This is a genomic window from Sporosarcina pasadenensis, from assembly GCF_047228845.1.
GTDB lineage: Bacteria > Bacillota > Bacilli > Bacillales_A > Planococcaceae > Sporosarcina.
The window spans coordinates 137,489-156,791 of record NZ_JBFEGM010000009.1; the positions used below are offsets into that span (position 1 = coordinate 137,489).

Annotated in this window: 23 protein-coding genes, 1 pseudogene and 2 riboswitches; of the genes and pseudogenes, 12 read left to right on the forward strand and 12 right to left on the reverse strand. The window is 45.6% G+C overall.

Annotated features, from left to right (window positions below; all coding sequences use genetic code 11):
- Positions 1 to 210: 210 nt before the first annotated feature.
- From AB1K89_RS13505 to AB1K89_RS13515, 3 genes are read left to right on the forward strand one after another with little or no spacing between them, the layout of a single operon-like run.
- Entirely contained in the window at positions 211 to 1,068 is an 858-nt protein-coding gene (locus AB1K89_RS13505) for a hypothetical protein (RefSeq protein WP_413055241.1), read from the forward strand.
- Entirely contained in the window at positions 1,061 to 1,621 is a 561-nt protein-coding gene (locus AB1K89_RS13510) for a hypothetical protein (RefSeq protein WP_413055242.1), read from the forward strand. The genes AB1K89_RS13505 and AB1K89_RS13510 overlap by 8 nt, the downstream gene beginning before the upstream one ends.
- Positions 1,622 to 1,664: 43 nt before the next feature.
- On the forward strand, positions 1,665 to 2,555 hold the full coding sequence (locus AB1K89_RS13515) for a CPBP family intramembrane glutamic endopeptidase (RefSeq protein ID WP_413055243.1): 891 nt from the start codon (positions 1,665 to 1,667) through the stop codon (positions 2,553 to 2,555).
- A gap of 185 nt (positions 2,556 to 2,740) precedes the next feature.
- Here AB1K89_RS13515 and AB1K89_RS13520 read toward each other — a convergent pair whose 3' ends face one another.
- Both AB1K89_RS13520 and AB1K89_RS13525 read right to left on the reverse strand, forming a co-directional pair.
- A complete protein-coding gene (locus AB1K89_RS13520) occupies positions 2,741 to 3,619 on the reverse strand; it encodes a DMT family transporter (protein WP_413055244.1) in 879 nt (292 codons plus the stop codon).
- A gap of 67 nt (positions 3,620 to 3,686) precedes the next feature.
- Positions 3,687 to 4,103, reverse strand: coding sequence for an SRPBCC family protein (locus AB1K89_RS13525; protein ID WP_413055245.1), 417 nt, complete (start codon positions 4,101 to 4,103; stop codon positions 3,687 to 3,689).
- A 123-nt stretch (positions 4,104 to 4,226) separates the two neighbouring features.
- Positions 4,227 to 4,271, forward strand: a riboswitch (PreQ1 riboswitch).
- A 6-nt stretch (positions 4,272 to 4,277) separates the two neighbouring features.
- Between AB1K89_RS13525 and AB1K89_RS13530 the strand changes: the two genes are divergently transcribed.
- The gene (locus AB1K89_RS13530; RefSeq protein WP_413055246.1) at positions 4,278 to 4,763 is read left to right on the forward strand and encodes a QueT transporter family protein; all 486 of its coding nucleotides are present in this window, start codon (positions 4,278 to 4,280) and stop codon (positions 4,761 to 4,763) included.
- Positions 4,764 to 4,815: 52 nt separating this feature from the next.
- Here the strand turns inward: AB1K89_RS13530 and AB1K89_RS13535 are convergent, their stop codons facing one another.
- Positions 4,816 to 5,184 (reverse strand): DUF2512 family protein, encoded by a 369-nt coding sequence (locus AB1K89_RS13535; RefSeq protein WP_413055247.1) that lies wholly within the window; start codon positions 5,182 to 5,184, stop codon positions 4,816 to 4,818.
- Positions 5,185 to 5,291: 107 nt separating this feature from the next.
- Here AB1K89_RS13535 and AB1K89_RS13540 point away from each other — a divergent pair, with 107 nt between their 5' ends.
- The gene (locus tag AB1K89_RS13540; protein WP_252501695.1) at positions 5,292 to 5,522 is read left to right on the forward strand and encodes an excisionase family DNA-binding protein; all 231 of its coding nucleotides are present in this window, start codon (positions 5,292 to 5,294) and stop codon (positions 5,520 to 5,522) included.
- Between the two features lie 266 nt (positions 5,523 to 5,788).
- Positions 5,789 to 7,306: a glycine betaine uptake BCCT transporter gene (locus AB1K89_RS13545; protein WP_413055248.1), complete on the forward strand. Its 1,518-nt coding sequence runs from the start codon at positions 5,789 to 5,791 to the stop codon at positions 7,304 to 7,306.
- A 248-nt stretch (positions 7,307 to 7,554) separates the two neighbouring features.
- On the opposite strand, the gene AB1K89_RS13550 is transcribed toward AB1K89_RS13545, so the two are convergent.
- Both AB1K89_RS13550 and AB1K89_RS13555 read right to left on the reverse strand, forming a co-directional pair.
- Positions 7,555 to 8,541, reverse strand: coding sequence for a homoserine dehydrogenase (locus tag AB1K89_RS13550; protein WP_413055249.1), 987 nt, complete (start codon positions 8,539 to 8,541; stop codon positions 7,555 to 7,557).
- A gap of 194 nt (positions 8,542 to 8,735) precedes the next feature.
- Entirely contained in the window at positions 8,736 to 10,034 is a 1,299-nt protein-coding gene (locus AB1K89_RS13555) for an O-acetylhomoserine aminocarboxypropyltransferase/cysteine synthase family protein (RefSeq protein WP_413055250.1), read from the reverse strand.
- Between the two features lie 119 nt (positions 10,035 to 10,153).
- Positions 10,154 to 10,269: riboswitch (SAM riboswitch) on the reverse strand.
- Positions 10,270 to 10,596: 327 nt separating this feature from the next.
- On the opposite strand from AB1K89_RS13555, the gene AB1K89_RS13560 reads away from it, so the two are divergent.
- Positions 10,597 to 10,728: a hypothetical protein gene (locus AB1K89_RS13560; RefSeq protein ID WP_413055251.1), complete on the forward strand. Its 132-nt coding sequence runs from the start codon at positions 10,597 to 10,599 to the stop codon at positions 10,726 to 10,728.
- Positions 10,725 to 11,363: a glycerol-3-phosphate acyltransferase gene (locus AB1K89_RS13565; protein WP_413055252.1), complete on the forward strand. Its 639-nt coding sequence runs from the start codon at positions 10,725 to 10,727 to the stop codon at positions 11,361 to 11,363. The genes AB1K89_RS13560 and AB1K89_RS13565 overlap by 4 nt, the downstream gene beginning before the upstream one ends.
- A 24-nt stretch (positions 11,364 to 11,387) precedes the next feature.
- On the opposite strand, the gene AB1K89_RS13570 is transcribed toward AB1K89_RS13565, so the two are convergent.
- From AB1K89_RS13570 to AB1K89_RS13595, 6 genes and pseudogenes are all read right to left on the reverse strand, one after another.
- Positions 11,388 to 12,161, reverse strand: a complete 774-nt coding sequence (locus AB1K89_RS13570) for a sulfite exporter TauE/SafE family protein (RefSeq protein WP_413055253.1) — start codon at positions 12,159 to 12,161, stop codon at positions 11,388 to 11,390.
- A gap of 57 nt (positions 12,162 to 12,218) precedes the next feature.
- Entirely contained in the window at positions 12,219 to 12,446 is a 228-nt protein-coding gene (locus AB1K89_RS13575) for a sulfurtransferase TusA family protein (protein WP_413055254.1), read from the reverse strand.
- A 31-nt stretch (positions 12,447 to 12,477) separates the two neighbouring features.
- Positions 12,478 to 13,617 (reverse strand): MBL fold metallo-hydrolase, encoded by a 1,140-nt coding sequence (locus tag AB1K89_RS13580; protein ID WP_413055281.1) that lies wholly within the window; start codon positions 13,615 to 13,617, stop codon positions 12,478 to 12,480.
- A gap of 57 nt (positions 13,618 to 13,674) precedes the next feature.
- Positions 13,675 to 13,944: pseudogene (locus AB1K89_RS13585) on the reverse strand (rhodanese-like domain-containing protein); the annotation flags it as partial.
- Between the two features lie 17 nt (positions 13,945 to 13,961).
- Positions 13,962 to 14,441, reverse strand: a complete 480-nt coding sequence (locus tag AB1K89_RS13590; protein WP_413055255.1) for a DsrE/DsrF/DrsH-like family protein — start codon at positions 14,439 to 14,441, stop codon at positions 13,962 to 13,964.
- A gap of 76 nt (positions 14,442 to 14,517) precedes the next feature.
- The gene (locus AB1K89_RS13595) at positions 14,518 to 14,781 is read right to left on the reverse strand and encodes a metal-sensitive transcriptional regulator (RefSeq protein ID WP_413055256.1); all 264 of its coding nucleotides are present in this window, start codon (positions 14,779 to 14,781) and stop codon (positions 14,518 to 14,520) included.
- A gap of 240 nt (positions 14,782 to 15,021) precedes the next feature.
- Here AB1K89_RS13595 and AB1K89_RS13600 point away from each other — a divergent pair, with 240 nt between their 5' ends.
- Positions 15,022 to 15,252, forward strand: coding sequence for a DUF2187 family protein (locus AB1K89_RS13600; protein ID WP_252501684.1), 231 nt, complete (start codon positions 15,022 to 15,024; stop codon positions 15,250 to 15,252).
- Between the two features lie 44 nt (positions 15,253 to 15,296).
- On the opposite strand, the gene AB1K89_RS13605 is transcribed toward AB1K89_RS13600, so the two are convergent.
- A complete protein-coding gene (locus AB1K89_RS13605; protein WP_413055257.1) occupies positions 15,297 to 16,307 on the reverse strand; it encodes a YeiH family protein in 1,011 nt (336 codons plus the stop codon).
- Between the two features lie 110 nt (positions 16,308 to 16,417).
- On the opposite strand from AB1K89_RS13605, the gene AB1K89_RS13610 reads away from it, so the two are divergent.
- From AB1K89_RS13610 to pepT, 3 genes are read left to right on the forward strand one after another with little or no spacing between them, the layout of a single operon-like run.
- Positions 16,418 to 17,314 (forward strand): LysR family transcriptional regulator, encoded by an 897-nt coding sequence (locus AB1K89_RS13610; protein WP_413055258.1) that lies wholly within the window; start codon positions 16,418 to 16,420, stop codon positions 17,312 to 17,314.
- Between the two features lie 56 nt (positions 17,315 to 17,370).
- On the forward strand, positions 17,371 to 18,030 hold the full coding sequence (locus tag AB1K89_RS13615) for a lysoplasmalogenase (RefSeq protein WP_413055259.1): 660 nt from the start codon (positions 17,371 to 17,373) through the stop codon (positions 18,028 to 18,030).
- Positions 18,031 to 18,067: 37 nt separating this feature from the next.
- Positions 18,068 to 19,294, forward strand: coding sequence for a peptidase T (gene pepT / locus AB1K89_RS13620; RefSeq protein ID WP_413055260.1), 1,227 nt, complete (start codon positions 18,068 to 18,070; stop codon positions 19,292 to 19,294).
- Positions 19,295 to 19,303: the final 9 nt, after the last annotated feature.

Below are 19,303 nucleotides of genomic sequence, written 5' to 3' on the forward strand. Positions count from 1 at the left end.
AGCGGGAAAACACCCAATAAATGGTCGAACGGTGATAAAGTCGTGTTGAGCGGTGATAAACTCACTCTAAGCGGTGATAAACCCCTACCGAGCGGTGATAACAATGGTGTGAGCGGTGGTAAACTCTCCTCTTCCAAATAAATGGTGCAATCTCTCCCTTCATTTGAGACAATAAACAAACAAAAGAAAAGGATGGGAGGGGGAATGACTATGAAAGAACGTTATTTCTGGGTGGCAATCGGTCTTATTTCAATTAGTTGGCTTGCGAATTCATTGTACGCCTACTCAAAACAGTTGAAAGAACCTATTTTTCTCGATCATTATATTGAAGCGGTAATTGGCCATCATAGCAATGTCACTTTTTATTACTTGGCAAATAAAAATGATCAATCCTACATCAATTACATAGTACTAGGGGATGTCGAAGGACTGCCGCAGCGTGACTTTATCTATCCTGAGGCCAGCCCTCACGCAGTGGACACTTATAAACATCAAGAGCTCAGAAGTATAACAGTAGAATTAAGACAATTAAATGATTCAGACGAGGATCGTTCTTTCAATGAGATGCAAGTATACTATTCAGACGGTAAGGCATCTACCGTATCCATCGGCGAAGTCATCATCCACCCTTCAGAATCTATTGCTTCGGACGATCCGATTCCACTCAAGCTATCATCAGGCGGGGGAAGTAATGATGGCAAGAGTTCACACACATTTTGGGCAACCGAACCGCTTTCCATCCAAAAGATTTCAATCCCATTCCGCAACGCCTTAGGAGACGAGCTCCGTCTATCCATTACAGGTAGTCATATTCAAAAAGATAAAACATTGGATGGCATTGAGCTTCCCATCCATTTAGCTGAAGCGGAACATGTCACGGTGGCAATGCAATTGGATCAAACCGCTGCCTCAATCCCCTCTTCTTTCCCTATCCATCTATCGGGAACGACAGCGGCAGGCGAGCCATTCACGAGCAACGGTGGTTACAATTGGCAGCACCCTTATTTAAAACAAGCGGATGTCAACAGGATTATACAGGAAAAGACGGGGAGGAATTCGGGTGAATAAAGCATTGCGGCAAATCTTCTGGGGGTATGTATTCATCTTTTTCCGACTCCATGTCGGCATCGATCTATTAGCAGATCCAATCGGCTATATCCTAATTTTTTCAGGATGTTCCAAAATTGTTGAGGCGTATCCAGTAGCGAAAAAAGCGAAGTTTGTCGCATTGGTCGGCGCTTTCGTTTCATTGCCTTCCGTCTTCGTGAATCTTTCGGAGATACCTCTTACATTTGGCTGGTCGACTTACTCCGGTTTTCTATTAGTCCTCAAAATGGTTATGGGTTATTACTTGTTCATTGTGTTAAAAGATGTGGTGAAAGCTTTTGGGGACCGAGCGTTGCAAAAAAGAACGGAAAACACGTTCAAATTTTACGTAGCGATCCATCTTTTCGCCTTGGCAATACAATCCTTTTTCATGAATGTACATGGAGGCGGATGGGTCGCTCTTGCATTAATTTCATTAATCGGCGTGCTCGTGATGGACATTCTGTTTTTATTGCTCGTCGGAGCCACACGGCGAGTCAGCCCCGAACAACTACGGGTGAATACGCTCATTTGAGCCTTATTTGCGGCATAGATTAGGAACTATAGGGGGTTATCATTTGTTCAAAAACGAATCAAACCAAGTTCGTGCAGGATGGCTAATTTTTTTGGCGTTCGTTGCGATGTTCATCGCCCAGCAAATTTTCGCCTTGCCCGGCGCAGTCTTGTTGGCATTCATTGATTTCCCGTTTCAAGACGGAAATTACGATATGGATATTATGGCCGCATTCGACAGGCATCCATGGATTTTCCTTTTGACGCAAGGCGGCGGGACAGTTGGCGGAATGCTCGCGACGGTTTTGTTATGGCGTTTTGTGAATAAAGGGACATTGAAAGAGCTTGGATTCAGGGGTCCGTTGAAAGATTTAGGTTTCGGCCTCCTGCTTGGAGCGGTGTCAATTGCAATCATTTTCTTTATTCTATTGGCTACCGGAAATATAACGTTACTTAATTCACTCACTAAACCCGAGTTTTCTCTGTTCTCAATATCATTTCTCGTCATGTTCATCTTTGTCGGCTTTTCTGAGGAGATTTTTTTCCGAGGGTATGTCATGTCGACGATGGAAAGTCGCGGAAATCCGAAGTGGCTTATTTATGTCGTATCAGCTGTCGTGTTCAGTTTGGCGCACGGCATGAATCCGAACGTCAGCGTGTTAGGACTGATCAACATTGCATTGGTCGGGATTTTATTCGCCTATATGTTTGACGCAACGAAAAGCTTATGGCTGCCGATCGGCTATCACATCACGTGGAATTACTTTCAAGGAAATGTCTTCGGATTTGCGGTGAGCGGAATGACTCCGCATGGAATGTATGCTGTCTCGGCGGAGAACGGGAATGCATGGCTGACGGGCGGAGCGTTCGGGTTGGAAGGCGGCTTACTAGCGACGCTCCTTATTATTCTCGGGTATTTCGCGACGAGGATGTATGTGAAGATGAAGGCGGAGTAAGACGATTATGCGCGTTTGCAGCAATTTATGCGTAATTGGAGAAGTTTTTGCGTACTTTTATTGATTTATGAGCTGATTTAGCGTTTTATGCGCTTTTGCGGCGGTTTATGCGGAAGTGGGATGTTTTATGCGTAAATACGGCAATTTATGCGGAATTTGATAGGTTTATGCGTTTGTAAGGCTGCCTATTGAACGGCAGCCTTTCCTGTTCTACCACTTAGCGTCAAAACGAGGATTCCGCCTAAGAGAAGCGCGATTCCTGCCCATGAAATCACATCCAACCTTTCTCCGACGACGAGCACGCTTAAAATCGCAGCAGTCAGCGGTTCGGCGAGCGAGAGTGTCACCGCGGATGACGAGGGGATATGCCGTAAGCCGGTGGAAAATAGGACGTATGCCACACTCGTCGTCGCGATGCCGAGATAGATCATTGTCGAGATGCCAGGAACAGTAAGCAGCCCTTCCGTTTCGAAGATGAATAGAAATGGCATTAGCATAATTGCGCTCACTGAGAAAATGACAGCGACGGATGGGATCGCCTCCGCTTTCTCCAACACCTCTTTGCTGAAAAACGTATAAAAGGCAAATAATAGTCCGGCACATAAAGATAACAAGACGCCGATTGGATTGACGACGAGCCCCTCTTTATTCGAAAACAATAATACGCAGCCGACAATGGCGAGGGATGTTGCAGTTACCCATATTTTTGTCGGGCGCTTCTTTAAGATCAACCATTCAATAATCCCTGAAAACATCGGTGCACTACCGATCGCAACTACGGTTCCGATGGCGATGCCCGTCAACCGGATTGACGTGAAAAAGCAATATTGGAAGATTGCCATCGCCAGCGCCGAAAGAAGCGTCGCTTTCCATGGCCAGTTCCGAAAGTCAATTTTTCGAAGGGCAAGCATGAGTATGAGCAAAGTGAAACCACCGACCGCAAGCCTTGAGGCTCCGACCGCCAATGGGTGCACCGTTTGCGGCATGAATGTTTGCGCGGTGCCCGTCGTTCCCCAAAGCACCGCTCCTAATAAGACAACTATAAATGCAATTCGCTGTGACAAAGAAATCCCCTCCCCCGATATTATGAATATATCATGATATCGAAGAAGGGTGTATGAATTCTCTCAATTATTCGGTTGTTGATTCGATTACATTTTTAAGTTTTGCCAAAAGTCCATTCCAGCCCTCAGACATACGCGGTCGAACGACGTCATGCGATTCACCGAACTCTGTCTGCTTACCTTCTTCCCAGCCAGCATGGATGAACATCAACTCGGTTTGACCATCGATTTCCTTCAATTGAAAATGAACATGCCAATCCTTCCCCCAGTTGAATGACAAACGGTTCGGCGGTTGAACTTGCGTCACTTTACATGGAGATTCTCCCCAGGGGCCCGCTTGCAAGGTGAACTCCTTCCCTTCGACCGGTTCCAGATCGTTCGGCATGAACCAAGCACTGATTCCTTCCGCTGTTGACACATACGGCCAAACCGTTTCAATAGTCGCCCCAATGAGTATCGTTTTCCTAATTTCATTCGCAGACATATGGTATCCTCCTGTACTGTTGCAATGTTTCCTTCAGTTTATCATACAAGCCTTAATTTCACTTGAAATTAATGGCTATTGAACGGCCAATAGCTCTATGCTACACTAATAGGCAGGCTTTTTTGCCGCGTGGTTCGTAACCATCCCACGAAAAAAAACTAAGGAGAAATGAATATGAAAGTAAAAACGATGGCAACGAGCGGAATCATCGCTGCGTTGTATGTTGCTGTGACGTTTTTGATTGCCCCGTTCGGGTTCACAAACATTCAGTTTCGCTTGTCAGAGATGTTCAATCATCTCGTTGTGTTCAATAAAAAATATATCGTCGGCGTCGTATTAGGTGTTTTTGTCGCCAATCTGCTTTTTTCGGAGTTAGGTCCGATTGATCTCGTATTTGGAGTTGGACAATCCATCCTCGCTTTATCAATTACAATCCTATCCGCAAAATTCATCAAAGGGATATACCGACGGATGTTTTTCAATACACTTGTATTTACGTTCACGATGTTCATTATTGCATGGGAATTGAACATTGTAATGGAGTGGCCTTTCTTACTGACTTGGCTATTCGTCGCTGTTGGCGAATTCGTCGTCATGGCAATCGGCATTCCTGTTATGGCTGCATTGGATAAACGACTTAATTTCAGCAAACTCATATAGGATTAAAAAACAGAGAGTGGCATTAAAAGCGCCGCTCTCTGTTTTCTTTTACTCATACATAAGTGTTGCCGTACTGTGTTTTTAATAGCCAAGAGTGAAAAAAGTATTCCCCGACAGCGAGAATAGCTCCTGCCAAAAATGCTTCTCCCATAGCTTCCGAATATCCAAGCAAATTCAAGCCACCCCATAAAACGATAAACGATAACGCCAAGTCTCCAATCGTCGCGGTCATATTGCCCACTCTTGGGAGGATCATCAAATCTCCCAGATAGGAAATTAACAGTAAAGCGATACCTAAAATAGTCGAGTGCCAAAAAGAAACGCCATTAAAAACCGTTAACACAATCCATAGAACCGGAAAAATCAATATTGCTTTAATCAGAAGCGACCTTCCGTGGTTCACGTTTGTTTCCTCATTCATCATAATTGCCTCCATTCTCTTCTTTTAACATTGCCCAAGTACGATCAAAATATGAGGAGGCTCATCGATGCATTATAATGTATAAATAACGGAAGGAGGTTTTTTTGATGTATATGACGATTGAAGAAACAGCAGAATATTTAGGTATGCCTGCCGAGCAAGTCCGAAAGTATGTATGGGAAGGACGCATCCGCGCCGTCCATGACGGCGAACAGTTTTTCATCAACCAAAATCAATTTAGTAATTATTTCACACAACTCGAAACGTTGAAAAGGCAGATTGAGGACTACTTGAATGAACCAATTCCTCCGGATCGGGATATCAAAGATGAGGATTAAAAAATCCCGTAAAGGGTAAACTGAAAACAGGGATGCGCCATAGTTAGAAAGACACAATTTTTTCATTCAATCTAATCATCACTAACAATTTAGAAGTTTTGATTTATTCCTAACAGACACCTTTAGAATGCATTTTGCACGTGTTAATGAAAAAATAAAACGAACCATCTTTGTAAGTGTTTACATTTTCACCACCTTTGCATTCCCGCTACATGATTGGTATAGTTTGTAGTCGTCTCAAAAAACCATTATTTATAGGGGGAAACATGCGAAAAATATCAAATGTATTTTATATCACAATCGGTCTAATTATATTGGCCGTTGGATATGGGGTTGCTGCGGCGGAAAGTTTTGAAGCCGTTACAACATCCATCAAATCCTTCGTTTCATCTTCATTCGGATGGTATTACATGCTTCTGCTTTCATTTCTTCTAGTGCTTAGCTTTTTCTTCATTTTCAGCCCGTTCGGCAAAGTGCGTTTAGGGCAAGATACAGACCGTCCATCATTTTCGATGATCACTTGGATTGCCATGCTCTTTTCTGCCGGAATGGGAATCGGATTAGTCTTTTACGGGGCTGCCGAACCGCTGTCCCACTATGCGATCAATCCTGCAACAGCTGAGCCCAATACGGACGCTGCTTTTAAAGAAGCGATGCGACAAACATTCTTCCATTGGGGATTGCATGTATGGGCAATGTACGGGATTGTTGGACTTGCTCTGGCATATTTCCAGTTCCGCAAAGAGGAACCCGGGTTAATTTCAGCAACATTGAAGCCGATTTTCGGTAAAAAAATGGAGGGGCCATGGGGCGTCCTCATCGATGTACTTGCCGTATTTGCAACAGCTTTTGGCGTTGCCACTTCTCTCGGCTTCGGTGCTGTTCAAATTAACGCAGGGCTGAATTATTTGTTCGGCTTTTCAATTGGGTTCACTTCACAACTGATCATTATCGCGGTCGTCACAGTGCTATTTGTCATGTCCGCTTGGTCGGGGCTCAGCAAAGGCATTAAGTATTTGTCGAATGCAAACCTAATACTTGCCCTCGCCCTATTAGGTTTTGTCCTTATCTTAGGACCGACTTTGCTTATCTTCAATGTGTTTACCGATTCAATCGGGGGCTATCTTGCCAATATCGTATCGATGAGCTTTCGCACGGCTCCATTAAACGGTGCACATCGTGAATGGCTTGAAAGCTGGACAATCTTCTATTGGGCATGGTGGATATCATGGGCACCGTTCGTCAGCATGTTTATCGCACGTGTATCGAAAGGCAGAACGATCAGGGAATTCATGGTCGTTGTCATGTTGGCGCCAACCGTCCTGAGCGCCATCTGGTTTTCAGCTTTTGGAACGACCGCCATCAATATGCAACGTGAAGGGATTGTAGATTTAGCGAAGACAGACACTGAGTTGACGATTTTTGAAATGTTCCATGCGATGCCATTGTCAATTATTATTTCAATTGTAGCTGTACTGCTCATTGCATCATTTTTCATTACGTCAGCAGACTCGGCGACATTTGTGTTAGGCATGCAGTCCACGTACGGTTCATTGACCCCGCCGAATAGCGTGAAAATCATTTGGGGTGTCATCCAGTCGGCAATCGCAATCATTTTGCTGTCTGTCAATGGATTGACTGCACTGCAAAATACAATCATCATTGCCGCCTTGCCTTTCTCTTTCATCATTTTGCTAATGATTATATCTTTACTCAAAGCGTTGAAGAGCGAACTGCCAAAAAGTGAACGGCCGAGAAGAAGGAAAGCGAAAGACAACGTTTGAACGACATAAAAAAGTGTAGACAAAGTCAATTTTCGACTTTGTCTACACTCTTTTTTAAGGAAAGCCATGATGCGCAAGAAACTCCTCAGCCTGATTGAAAACGCTTGTCAGCCTAGGCGCGACGTCAAGCGAAGACGCGAATAGAACTTAAGTTCATGCGCGGACGAGCGAGACGAGCAACAACGGATGCGAGCGTTTGTCAACAGGCTGAGTGGAGGACGGAATTAAAAATTCCCCCCTCCACTTTTTCAATTCGGTACCATGACCGCTTCGTGTTGACGAATAATATGCAACAGGTCTGCAACCATTGCACTTCCAGTCGGATACATTCCGGCACCAGGGCCAACCAAAGTTAATGAGCCAAGGTATTCGGTATCTAGAATGATTGCATTGTCGACACCGTCAATGCTGAACAGCGGATGATCGGCGCCAATCAAAACCGGCCCTACAGTCGCTTGCAACTTCCCTTCTTCATCTTTCCAAATATCCGCCACGTGACGATAACGGAGATCGCCTTTCGATGCATCGATAATATCGATCGACTCAAGATGATCGATTCCGACGACAGGGACGTCCTCCCAATCGGGCTGCTGGCCGAAAGCGAGCGAGCTCAAAATCATCAGTTTACGGAAGGCGTCCGTGCCATCCACGTCATCTGCAGGATCCGCTTCAGCGAACCCGTTTTGCTGTGCATCAGAAAGTGCCTGTTTGAATGAAGATCCTTCATCGCGCATTTTCGTCAAAATGAAATTCGACGTCCCATTTAAAATGCCTTGGATCCGTTTGATACGATCACTTGCCAGCAAATTGGACACCGTCCGGATGACCGGGACGCCGCCAGCTGTCGTCGCTTCGAACCCAACTTGCACATCCCTGAACTCGGCATGTTTCATTAACGCAGGTCCGTGTTTAGCAAACATCTTTTTGTTCGCGGTAATGATGTGGCAACCCTTCTCGATCGCATCCGACAAATACGTATACGCAGGTTCTTCCCCGACAATCGCTTCGAGAACGATATCGATTTCGGGATTCCCCAATATTTCCTGAATGTCATCTGTAAATTTTGCGCCTGTAATCGGCATACGTTCTTTTGCCTTGTCTTTTACAAGGATGGATACGACATCAACGGCGAAACCAGTGCTCCTTTTAATCTCTTCCCGCTTTTCCTGCAGGATTCTGTAAACACCTTCACCGACCGTACCGAAACCGAGTATGGCCACTTTAATTGACGGCATGAAACCACCCTCTCTATTTCTAAAGCGGAGGGCGCCTGCCTAGATGCGACAGGCATAAGGCGAAGATGCGCTTTGTTACCGCTGCTCGTAACGCTACGCTTTTACTCGCAAAAGCCGTTCTTCGTTACGACTTTAGCTTCGACTTATGACCCAAGCGTCTGGCGCCCGCAGCTAGATGTTAGTAATGATGTCCCTTAGCGGACTGCTACCGGCGCGGCTTTTTCGATCGCCTGCTGCAAGTCTGCAATGATATCTTCCGTAGACTCAAGTCCGACAGACAGACGGATCAATTCTTCCGGCGTCCCCGTCTTTTTCAAGTCTTCCGCAGACAATTGCTGATGTGTTGTTGATGCAGGATGGATGATTAGAGATTTAGCATCCCCCACATTTGCCACATGTGACCATAGCGTAATATTATCGATCACTTTGCGCCCTGCTTCACGTCCGCCTTTAATGCCAAAGACGATGATGGAGCCGAAGCCGTTTTTCAAATATTTCTTAGCATTTTCATATGTCGGATGATCTTCCAGTCCTGTGTAAGTAACCCATTCAACAGACGGATGAGCCTGTAGGAATTCAGCGACTTTCACGGCATTTTCGTTATGGCGTGTCACACGCAAATGAAGCGTCTCCAGCCCTTGTAGGAAGTTGAAAGCACTGTCCGGATCTAGGCAAGGCCCGAAGTCACGCAGCAATTGGACGCGGAGCTTCGTAGCGAATGCCGCTGCCGCAGTGTCAACGCCGTAGCGTAGGCCGTGGTACGTTTCGTCCGGCTCTGTAAAGCCTGGGAACTTGCCGCGCGTCCAGTCAAATTTCCCTGCGTCGACGACGACACCTCCAATTGTCGTTCCGTGGCCGCCAATCCATTTCGTTGCGGAATGAATGACGACGTCTGCTCCAAACTCGATTGGATTCGATCCGTATGGGGATGCGAATGTGTTATCGATGAGGAACGGAATTTCATTCTCATGAGCGATATTTGCGACTGCTTCGATATCGAGCACTTGTAAGCTCGGGTTCCCAATCGTTTCTGCGAAGATCGCTTTCGTTTTGTCCGTAATTGCCGCGCGGAAGTTTTCTGGGTCTTCTGCATCGACAAATTTCACATTGATGCCGTAGCGAGGAAGCGTGACGGCGAATAGATTATACGTACCGCCGTATAGATTGCCGGCAGCGACGATTTCGTCCCCTGCTCCCGCAATGTTCAAAATGGAGAAAGCAATAGCGGCCATCCCGGAAGAAAGAGCGACTGCAGCTGTTCCACCTTCTAGTAGTGCAACCCTTTCTTCAAAAACTGCAACGGTCGGATTTGTGATTCGTGTGTAAATATTGCCTGCTTCTTGCAAGCCGAATAAGTTTTGGGCATGTTCAGTGTCGCGGAAAACGAATGCGGTAGTACGGTGGATCGGTACAGCACGAGAACCTGTAATAGGATCCGGCTTTTGACCTCCGTGTAAGAGAAGAGTTTCTGGTTGAAGTTGTTTGTTTGTCATTTTTATTACCTCCAGTGGATTTTTTAAGATGAAAAGGCAATGCGGAGGCGTTGGGGGTTTTTGGAATAAAAAAATAACCCCTTTCGCTAAGAGAAGGGTTACGCTTTCGCTTATTCCTCCTCTTATCTTTCAGACCGTTTGCACGAATCTGTAGGAAGTAGCACCTTTGCAAGTTCGTCACTTGCCGGTTGCCGGGCATCGCAGGGCCTAGTCCCTCCGCCGCTCTTGATAAGAGTTTGGGTATTCAGTTTTTCATCTTGTTGAACAGTATAGGAGACTATTTTTTAAAAGTCAAGGGGTGAATTTATTTTTTTCTGAAACTTGCGCTTTATCTGAGGTGTTATAATGGTTTTAGAAGTCGGACTGAGCGCGGGTGCAGCCTCTTTGAGCGCGTGAGGGACTTCTTTGAGCGCGGGTGCAGCCTCTTTGAGCGCGTGAGGGACTTCTTTGAGCGTGGATGCAGCCTTTTTGAGCGCGTGAGGGACTTCTTTGAGCGTGGATGAGCGCGTGAGGGACTTCTTTGAGCGTGGATGCAGCCTTATTGAGCGCGTGAGGGACTTCTTTGAGCGCGGGTGCAGCCTCTTTGAGCGCGGGACCGGCTTCTTTGAACGCGCAACCACTCGCTTTGGACGCGATTCAACCAACATTGGACGCTGGTTCATATGAATATATTAATTTTGGGGGATCCTTATGACGTTATGGATTTTAGTTACCATAGTTTGTGGATATTTAGTCGGCTGTCTGCACGGATCGACAGTCGCGCATTGGATATCAGGGGTTAATTTGAAAGAGACTGGCGTAAAAAACGCCGGAGCATCAAACGCAATGATCGTTCTTGGGAAACGGTATGGCGCACTTGTTGCATTAATTGATATCGGCAAAGGCGTTTTCGCGGTCATTGCCGTCAGATTGCTTGCCGAACATTTCGGACTGCAAACGGAATACATCAATTTATTACTTTTCACTATTGGAGCTGCCGTTATTTTCGGTCATAATTTTCCGTTCCATATGAACTTCAATGGTGGAAAGGGAACTGCAACTGTAATCGGGGTGCTCTTTGCAATTGATTGGCGATTTGGACTTGCCGGGTTCATCCTCTTCATTCTTGTGGCCCTCATATCGGACATTCTAGTCTTTGGTGTTATCATGTTGTACATCACTCTATTGGTTATGGCCGTTTGGCTTGAGGGACATTGGCCAATATTAATTGCCATTATACTTTTCTTCATGTCGATCTGGAAGCATATTGAAAATTTCAAGCGGATTCTCAAAGGGACGGAGCCTCGTATTCGCGCATCATTCAAGAAAAAACAGAAGCACTCAGCGTGAGGCTTCTGTTTTTTTATATTCAAATCAAAAGTCCAACCAAATCTTCACGGCCGTTCCTAAGATTAATACCGCTAATATGCCTTGCAACACTTTTGTATTCATCTTCTGCCCCGCTTTTGCCCCTAATGGAGCGGCAAGGATGCTCGCTACGATCATGACAGCAGCCGGACCATAGAGCACCTGATCTGTAACAATTTTCCCTATGGTCGATCCGATCGATGAGATGAATGTGATGGCAAGTGAAGTTGCAATCGTCATACGTGTCGGGATTTTCAAGACGACGAGCATGATTGGAACTAAGATGAAGGCTCCTGCAGCTCCGACAATACCAGCAGCAATCCCTACGATGAAAGCTAACACAGCCGCAAGCCATTTATTGAAGCTCACCTGATCGGCAGGGATATCATCCAATCCTTTTTTCGGAATGAACATCATGATAGCCGCAATCGTTGCCAAAATCCCGTACACAAGGTTGATAGACCCTTCTGAAATCATATTGGAGCCATAGCCCCCGATAAAGCTACCAAGCAAAATGGCGCTGCCCATATAAATGATCAACGTCTTATTGAGATATCCGCCTTTCCGATACACCCAGACCCCGGAAATTGTTGCGAATAGCACTTGGATCGCACTGATTCCAGAAACTTCGTGTGCGGAAAATGCGGCAATTCCGAGCAATGGCGGAATGTATAATAACATCGGATATTTGATGATTGATCCGCCGATTCCAACCATACCTGAAACGAAGGACCCCACAAATCCGATGAGGAAAATTGTAATAAGAAATGCCAAATCCATAAAACACCTACCTCCTTAATCAGGAAAAGGGTATCCACACAGATACCCCCCCTACAATCAGCCTTTCTTAATCCAGAACGTGAAGACACCTGCATCTTCTTTTTGGTCGACCATTTCGTGGCCGCCGGATTTTGCCCATGCTGTCAAGTCAGCCACTGAGCCTTTGTCAGTCGTTTGGATTTCAAGGATTTCACCTGTTTCCATTTCTTTCATTGTCTTCCTTGCACGTACAACCGGCATTGGGCATGCCAACCCTTTTGCGTCCAATACTTTTGATACATTCATTTATAAATCGCTCCTTTATATTGTTGTATGATTACCGGACCGCACAGCGGTTTGGTCCGATTTCCATTTCACGTTGCGTTTCCTCGTCAGGCGTGATTTTCCCCATGTTCGTTTGTCGGATTTCTTGATATGCGTTCGGTTGAGGAGGCAGATTTCCTGTCACCAATTGACGGAATTCCTGTTCATCCTCGATGTTCAAACCGTGATTGTTCGCAAAAAGCACTCCTAACTTCTCGGAAACGCTTCCGTCTTCATTCAATTCCTCGATGATCATGAAGTGTGCTGGAAGAACGAGTAGATCTTCCGCCAACTCGCGATAGCGGCTATACAATGTTTCCCGCAGATCACCAACCCAATCTTCAGCCAAACCCGCAAGGTCTGGGCGCCCGATCGAATCGATGAATAATATGTCTCCAGACAATAAATAAGCATCATCCACAATAAACGATGTGGAGCCGATCGTATGGCCTGGCGAATAAAGCGCCTGAATATCAATTTTCGACGTACCTACTGTTATGACTCGGCCGTCTTCCAACGGTTCGAAATCAAACGTCACTTCTGTTGCATCTTTTGGCGGCAGCCAGTACGTTCCGTTCACAGCTTCGGCGATTTGACGTCCGCCGGAAATATGATCCGCATGCAGATGTGTATCGAGCACATTCGTAATGTTTACGTCCAATTTTTTTGCGAAGTCAAGGAAGACATTCGTCATTCGTGTTGCATCTACAATGGCCGCTTCTCCGTTCGAAACGATCATATAAGAGAGGCACCCTTTTCCGATTCGTACGAATTGATAAATTGCGCCGCCACCTTTCAAGTCACCGACTTTCACCGGCTCCAAATGTTCGCTCCACGCTCTCATACCGCCTTGCAAATAGGAAACTTCGCGTCCAGCCTCGGCTAGCATTTCCGCTACAAAAATCGAAGAGCCTTCCTTCGCACAGACGACAAGAACATCGTTATCTGTCGGGATTTGATCGAGGATGTCTTCGACTCCATCCAATAAATCGAAATAGGGAATATTTAAGTAATGAATATTTTCCCCTTCAATTTTCCAATCCGCGAATGCATCTTCATTCCGAACGTCCAAAATGAAAAAACTCTCTTTATTAATAACCTTTTCTGCGACCTCTGCAGCAGTCATCGGTTTAACTGCACTATCTTCCTTCATGCCCCTGAGGGTATTATTATTTGTAAAAAAACCCTCAGTCGGACCTTCCCAAGCTAACATGCCGCCCGCCATGTTCACCGCTTTGTATCCGTAACTTTCCAAGAACTTCGTCGCCTGTCCACTGCGTCCACCGGAACGGCAAACCATAGTGTACTCAACGTTTTTATCCAATTCATTCATACGGAACTCCAACAATCCAAGTGGGATATTGATGGCGCCAGGGATTTTCCCTTCAGCGACTTCATCCACTTCACGGACATCTATAAGATTAAGCGGCTGTCCCGCGGATAGTTTTGCTTCGATTTCTTTTGCTGTCACTTCATTCATCGTTATTTCCTCCTTGGTTAGATAAATAAATTCACATTGCCGTCTTGTGCATCAGCTAAATAAGCTGCTACTCCTGCATAGTCAACGCCATCCAGCAATTCGACTTGATCGAGACCTAATAAATCCATCGTCATGGTACATGCAACGAGTTTGATGTCTTGTTCCTTTGCCAAGTCAATCAATTGCGGAAGCGTCATCGCATTATGCTTTTTCATGACGTGCTTAATCATTTTAGGGCCCATTCCAGCCATATTCATTTTTGAGATGCCCATCTTATCAGCACCACGCGGCATCATTTTTCCGAACATCTTTTCAAGGAACCCTTTCTTTACAGGAACGTGTTCCTCTTTCCGTAATGCATTCAACCCCCAAAACGTATGGAAGATTGTTACTTCATGGTCATAAGCTGCAGCTCCATTCGCAATGATATACGCAGCCATTGCTTTATCGTATTCACCACTGAACAGAACAATGGTCGTCTTTTTCGTTTCTGACAATACAATCATCCTTTCCTTTTAAATTACCTCTACCCCTAGGGGTATGTTAAGACGATAAAAGAAAAGAGTCAACTGTTTAGCGACTCTTTACAAGAAGATCTACCGCTTCCTTCACGATATCCTCTGGGGACATCGAATTGTTCTCGTCAATGTTCTGCATACATGCAATGATATTTGAGCTGACAATGACACCTATCGTACGGTCAATCGCTGAACGGGAAGCTGATAATTGAGTCACGACCTCTTTGCAGTCTTTTCCTTCTTCAATCATCCTTAGAATTCCTTTGATTTGGCCTTCGATCCTTTTTAAACGGTTTACGACCTTCTCATCGTATTGCAATTACGTTCAGCTCCTTTCACGTTGATTACAATACCGATTGTATACCCCTCCAGGTATAATGTCAAGCGGTTGTTCTTCTTCGATTCAGCATTCTGCAAAGTTCGACAATTTATGGTATACTAGTTATAGACAACTTGATAGGGATCGGTTTCAACTAGTTGTTTTCCATCATGATTCGATTGCTTAGGACGTGCCTAAGCAATTTTTCATTAGAAATTATGATGAGAATAAACAGTAGGAGTGATTCGTTTGGCATTTCCACGCAGGGAGAAACCTGTTTCAGATTTTGTCGCAGCTCGTCATATCGATGAGGAGATTTCATTCGTCCGCAATGATCATGAGGTGAATGGGACGATTCATAAGATTCTTGAAAACTCGGTCATCGTTAAAATTTCAGAGGACGACGCCGACCGTATCGGCGCCGCATCCAATCTCACCGTTGTTTCTCATAAGAACTACTCTGTAGATTAATTTATACTAAAAGGGCATCTCCATCAAGGAGTGCCCTTTTTTATTTATATTATGAAATACACCAAAACAGACAAGCAGATCGATGTGATCGTCACCGCGATCAACGGACGCATCGCGCGTTCACGCAAGTCTTTCAAGCTGACGTTCAAGCCGAGTCCGACCATGGCGGCCGTCAATAGCCACGTCGTTGCGGTGCTGATTCCTGCCATTACGCTGTCAGATACCGGAATCGAGTGGCCTAGCACATAGCTTCCGAATAAGCTCATTGCAATAAACCCGACGAGGAACCAAGGAAATTCGATTTTGTTCTGCCCCTCTTCTTCCCCCTTGCTTTTGCGTTTCATGAAATAAATGAAAATGAAGCATAACGGCACTAATAAAAATACCCTGCCGAGTTTCGCAAGCAGTGCAATTGCGAGTGCATCTTCTCCTGCAGGAGCCGCTGCAATTGCAACATGCGCCAATTCGTGGAGACTCATACCCGACCAGATCCCGTACTCAGTCGGAAGCAACGGGACAATCGGTCGCAATACTGTATAGCCGATTGCAAACACGGTCCCGAGCATCGCGATGATGCCGACTCCGATTGCGGTATCTTCATCCTTCGCCTTAATGATCGGTGCAACCGCCGCGATTGCTGCAGCTCCGCATACCCCCGTTCCTACCCCAAGCAGCATGGAGATGCTTTTATCCGCCTTCAGCCATTTGGCAAGAAGGACCATAAGCCCGATGGCAAATGCAATGACGAGTACATCGCGCGCCAGCAATCCGAGCCCGTCGCGGAAAACGACATCAATGTTTAATTTCAATCCGTATAAAATAATCGCTAGCCTCAGAAGCTTTTTCGAGGAGAATGTGATTCCGCTGCGAAGTGCTTCAGGATAACCGAATAATTGTCTATATGCGACAGCTATGATAATGGCACTTGCTAATTGTCCGACATGGTTGAATCCAGGTACTTTCGCCAATAAAAAACCTAATAATGCAATAAAAAATGTAAAAGCAATCCCTACGATCCACATGCCGTTGTCCCTGGTGCTCTTCTTTTCTTTCATATATAACACCTCCTGTACAAGCGTAATATGCGGCCTTCCATAAGTAAAATAAATTATAATAATAACTATGATAAGTAAACCCTTATAATTGGTGGCAAGGAGTGATGGAGATGGACCAACAACTTAAAGTGTTCGTTACGGTAGCGGAAAAAGAGAGCTTTTCACGCGCTGCCGAAGAGCTTCATATGACCCAGCCGGCTGTGAGCCAATATATCCGCCAATTCGAAGAGCAGATTGGGGCAAGAATTTTGGAGCGCACGAATAAATACGTACGCCTCAACAAAGCCGGTGAGATCGTCTTTCATCATGCAAAGGAAATTCTTGCTTTGTATACGAAAATGCAAAGTCTTGTCGACGACCTGGCGAATAAGGCGAGCGGTCCGCTGTCGATTGGAGCGAGTTATACATTTGGAGAATACGTGCTGCCACGCATTATCGCCAATTTGCAACAGACTTATCCCGATATCCAACCGACAGTTACAATCGGCAATACATCTACCGTTGCCGATCTTGTCGCAAGCCATCAGCTCGATATCGGCATCGTGGAAGGAAAATTCAATGCGGCGAGGCTCATCGTTGAGGATTTTGCAGAAGACGCCATGGTAATTGTCAGTGCAGTCGACCATCCACTTGCAAGTAGGAAAGGACCGCTCGGAATGGCTGATTTGGAGAAAGAGACTTGGATTGTCCGTGAGCATGGTTCCGGAACTCGGGAGGCGACGGATAACTTATTCGAGCAGCATGGGATTTCACCAATGAAGCTTATGAATTTCAGCAGCACCCAACCAATTAAAGAATCGGTCGAGGCAGGTCTCGGAATAAGCCTGCTTTCCCATTGGTCTATAAAGAAAGAGCTGAAAAACGGCGATTTACGGGTGCTGGATGTTACAGGACTCCCCTATCGCCGCCAATTTTCGATTGTGACAAACACACCGTTCCAAACGAAGGCTTTGGAGGTTTTCATTGATATCCTACGGACAAAAAAGCTGTTGACGACACTAAAATAGAAGGGATTCCACCTCCTCCTATCGAAATGAAGGGTTGGAGAGGAGCTGTACATGCAGTGAGGAATATTCTATTGACAGCTATCATCATAATGGGTGCCATTTATATTTTTTTCATTCCACCGGATCCGGTCGGTTTCAAGATTTTCATGAAGCTCATCCCGATGGCACTCATTATTATGTTCGCTGCGATGACTCTGCCGCTCGTGTCACGGATATATAAAAGAATTGTTATTGCCGGATTGTTCGTCTGCATGATTGCAGATGGTGTCATCTATTGGTTCATGGCAGGGCTAATCACCTTTTTCATCGGGCATCTTTTTTACATCTCCGCATTCAAGTCTGCTAGCCGTAAACGGGTACCGATGTGGGCCGCAATCCTGCTTGTGCTTTACGGTACCGCAATGGCCATCTGGATTGCCGGATCCCAATTCGCAAATGGACAATCAATTCTAGGCGTTGCTATCCTTGCCTATATCGCAGTCATTTTGACGATGGGATGGATGGCGATTCGTACGAGAATGCCACTCGCTATTATAGGTGCATTGCTATTCATGTCCTCTGATTCCGTGCTCGCCATTGACCGATTCATCACCGACATTCCTTATCGGGATGTTTTCGTCATGGTGACATACTATGCTGCACAAGTTTTCATTGCAGCAAGCATCGGAAGTCGGGTCGTCAAGTATTCCGTGAATCGAAACAATCTGATAAGATAAGTAAAACTATGTTTTTCACTAACTGGAGGTATTTGGAATGAAAGAAAAACTGATCGAACGTCTGACACGCTATGCGAAAATCGATACACAATCGGATTCAAATAGTACATCCACACCATCCACACCAGGCCAATGGGATCTGTTGCATGTACTCGAAAAAGAGCTTGTTGACATCGGAATGGAAGAAATCACATTGGATGAGAACGGCTATTTATTTGCAACTCTTCCTGCCAATACGGATAAAGAGGTCCCGACAATCGGATTTTTGGCGCATGTCGACACTGCGACAGACTATACAGGCAAAAACGTCAATCCGCAACGAGTGGACAATTATGACGGCAACGACATCCAATTGAATGCACAGACGACAATGTCTGTCTCTACTTTCCCTGAGCTGAAGAATTATATCGGTCACACACTCATCACAACGGATGGCACGACGTTGTTAGGGGCGGACAATAAAGCCGGAATTGCTGAAATCGTGACAGCGATGGAGTATTTGATTCAGCATCCTGAAATTAAACACGGAAAACTGCGTGTTGCTTTCACGCCTGACGAAGAAATTGGACGTGGACCTCATAAATTCGATGTGGAAGCGTTCGGTGCGAAATACGCCTATACGATGGATGGCGGACCTCTTGGAGAACTGCAGTATGAAAGCTTCAATGCGGCCGGAGCGAAAGTGACTTTTCACGGCACGAATGTGCATCCTGGGTCCGCAAAGAATAAAATGGTGAACTCGATTTTGATTGCGAATCAATTCCAAGCGGCGATGCCAGCAGTTGAAATTCCGCAAGTGACGGATGGCTATGAAGGATTCGTTCACTTGATGGATGTGAAAGGCTCCGTCGAGAAGACCGAGTTGCATTATATTATCCGCTACTTCGATCGCGAAACGTTTGAAGCACGAAAACAATTGTTTGTTGATACAGTGACACAATTGAAAAAAGAGCATGGCGATAATGCTATTGAACTTGAGCTTAACGATCAATACTTCAACATGGGCGAGAAAATCGAGCCTGTCATGGAAATTGTCGATATTATTTCGGATGCATTCAAAGCGCTCGACATCAAGCCGGATATTGTGCCGGTGCGTGGGGGTACGGACGGATCGCAGCTTTCCTATATGGGCATGCCGACGCCAAACATCTTCACGGGCGGAGAGAATTACCATGGAAAATACGAATATATCTCCGTCGACAATATGGAGAAGGCGACGAATGTCATCATCGAGGCTGTGAAGCTTTTCGAAGAGCGGGCATAAGGAGGAGGC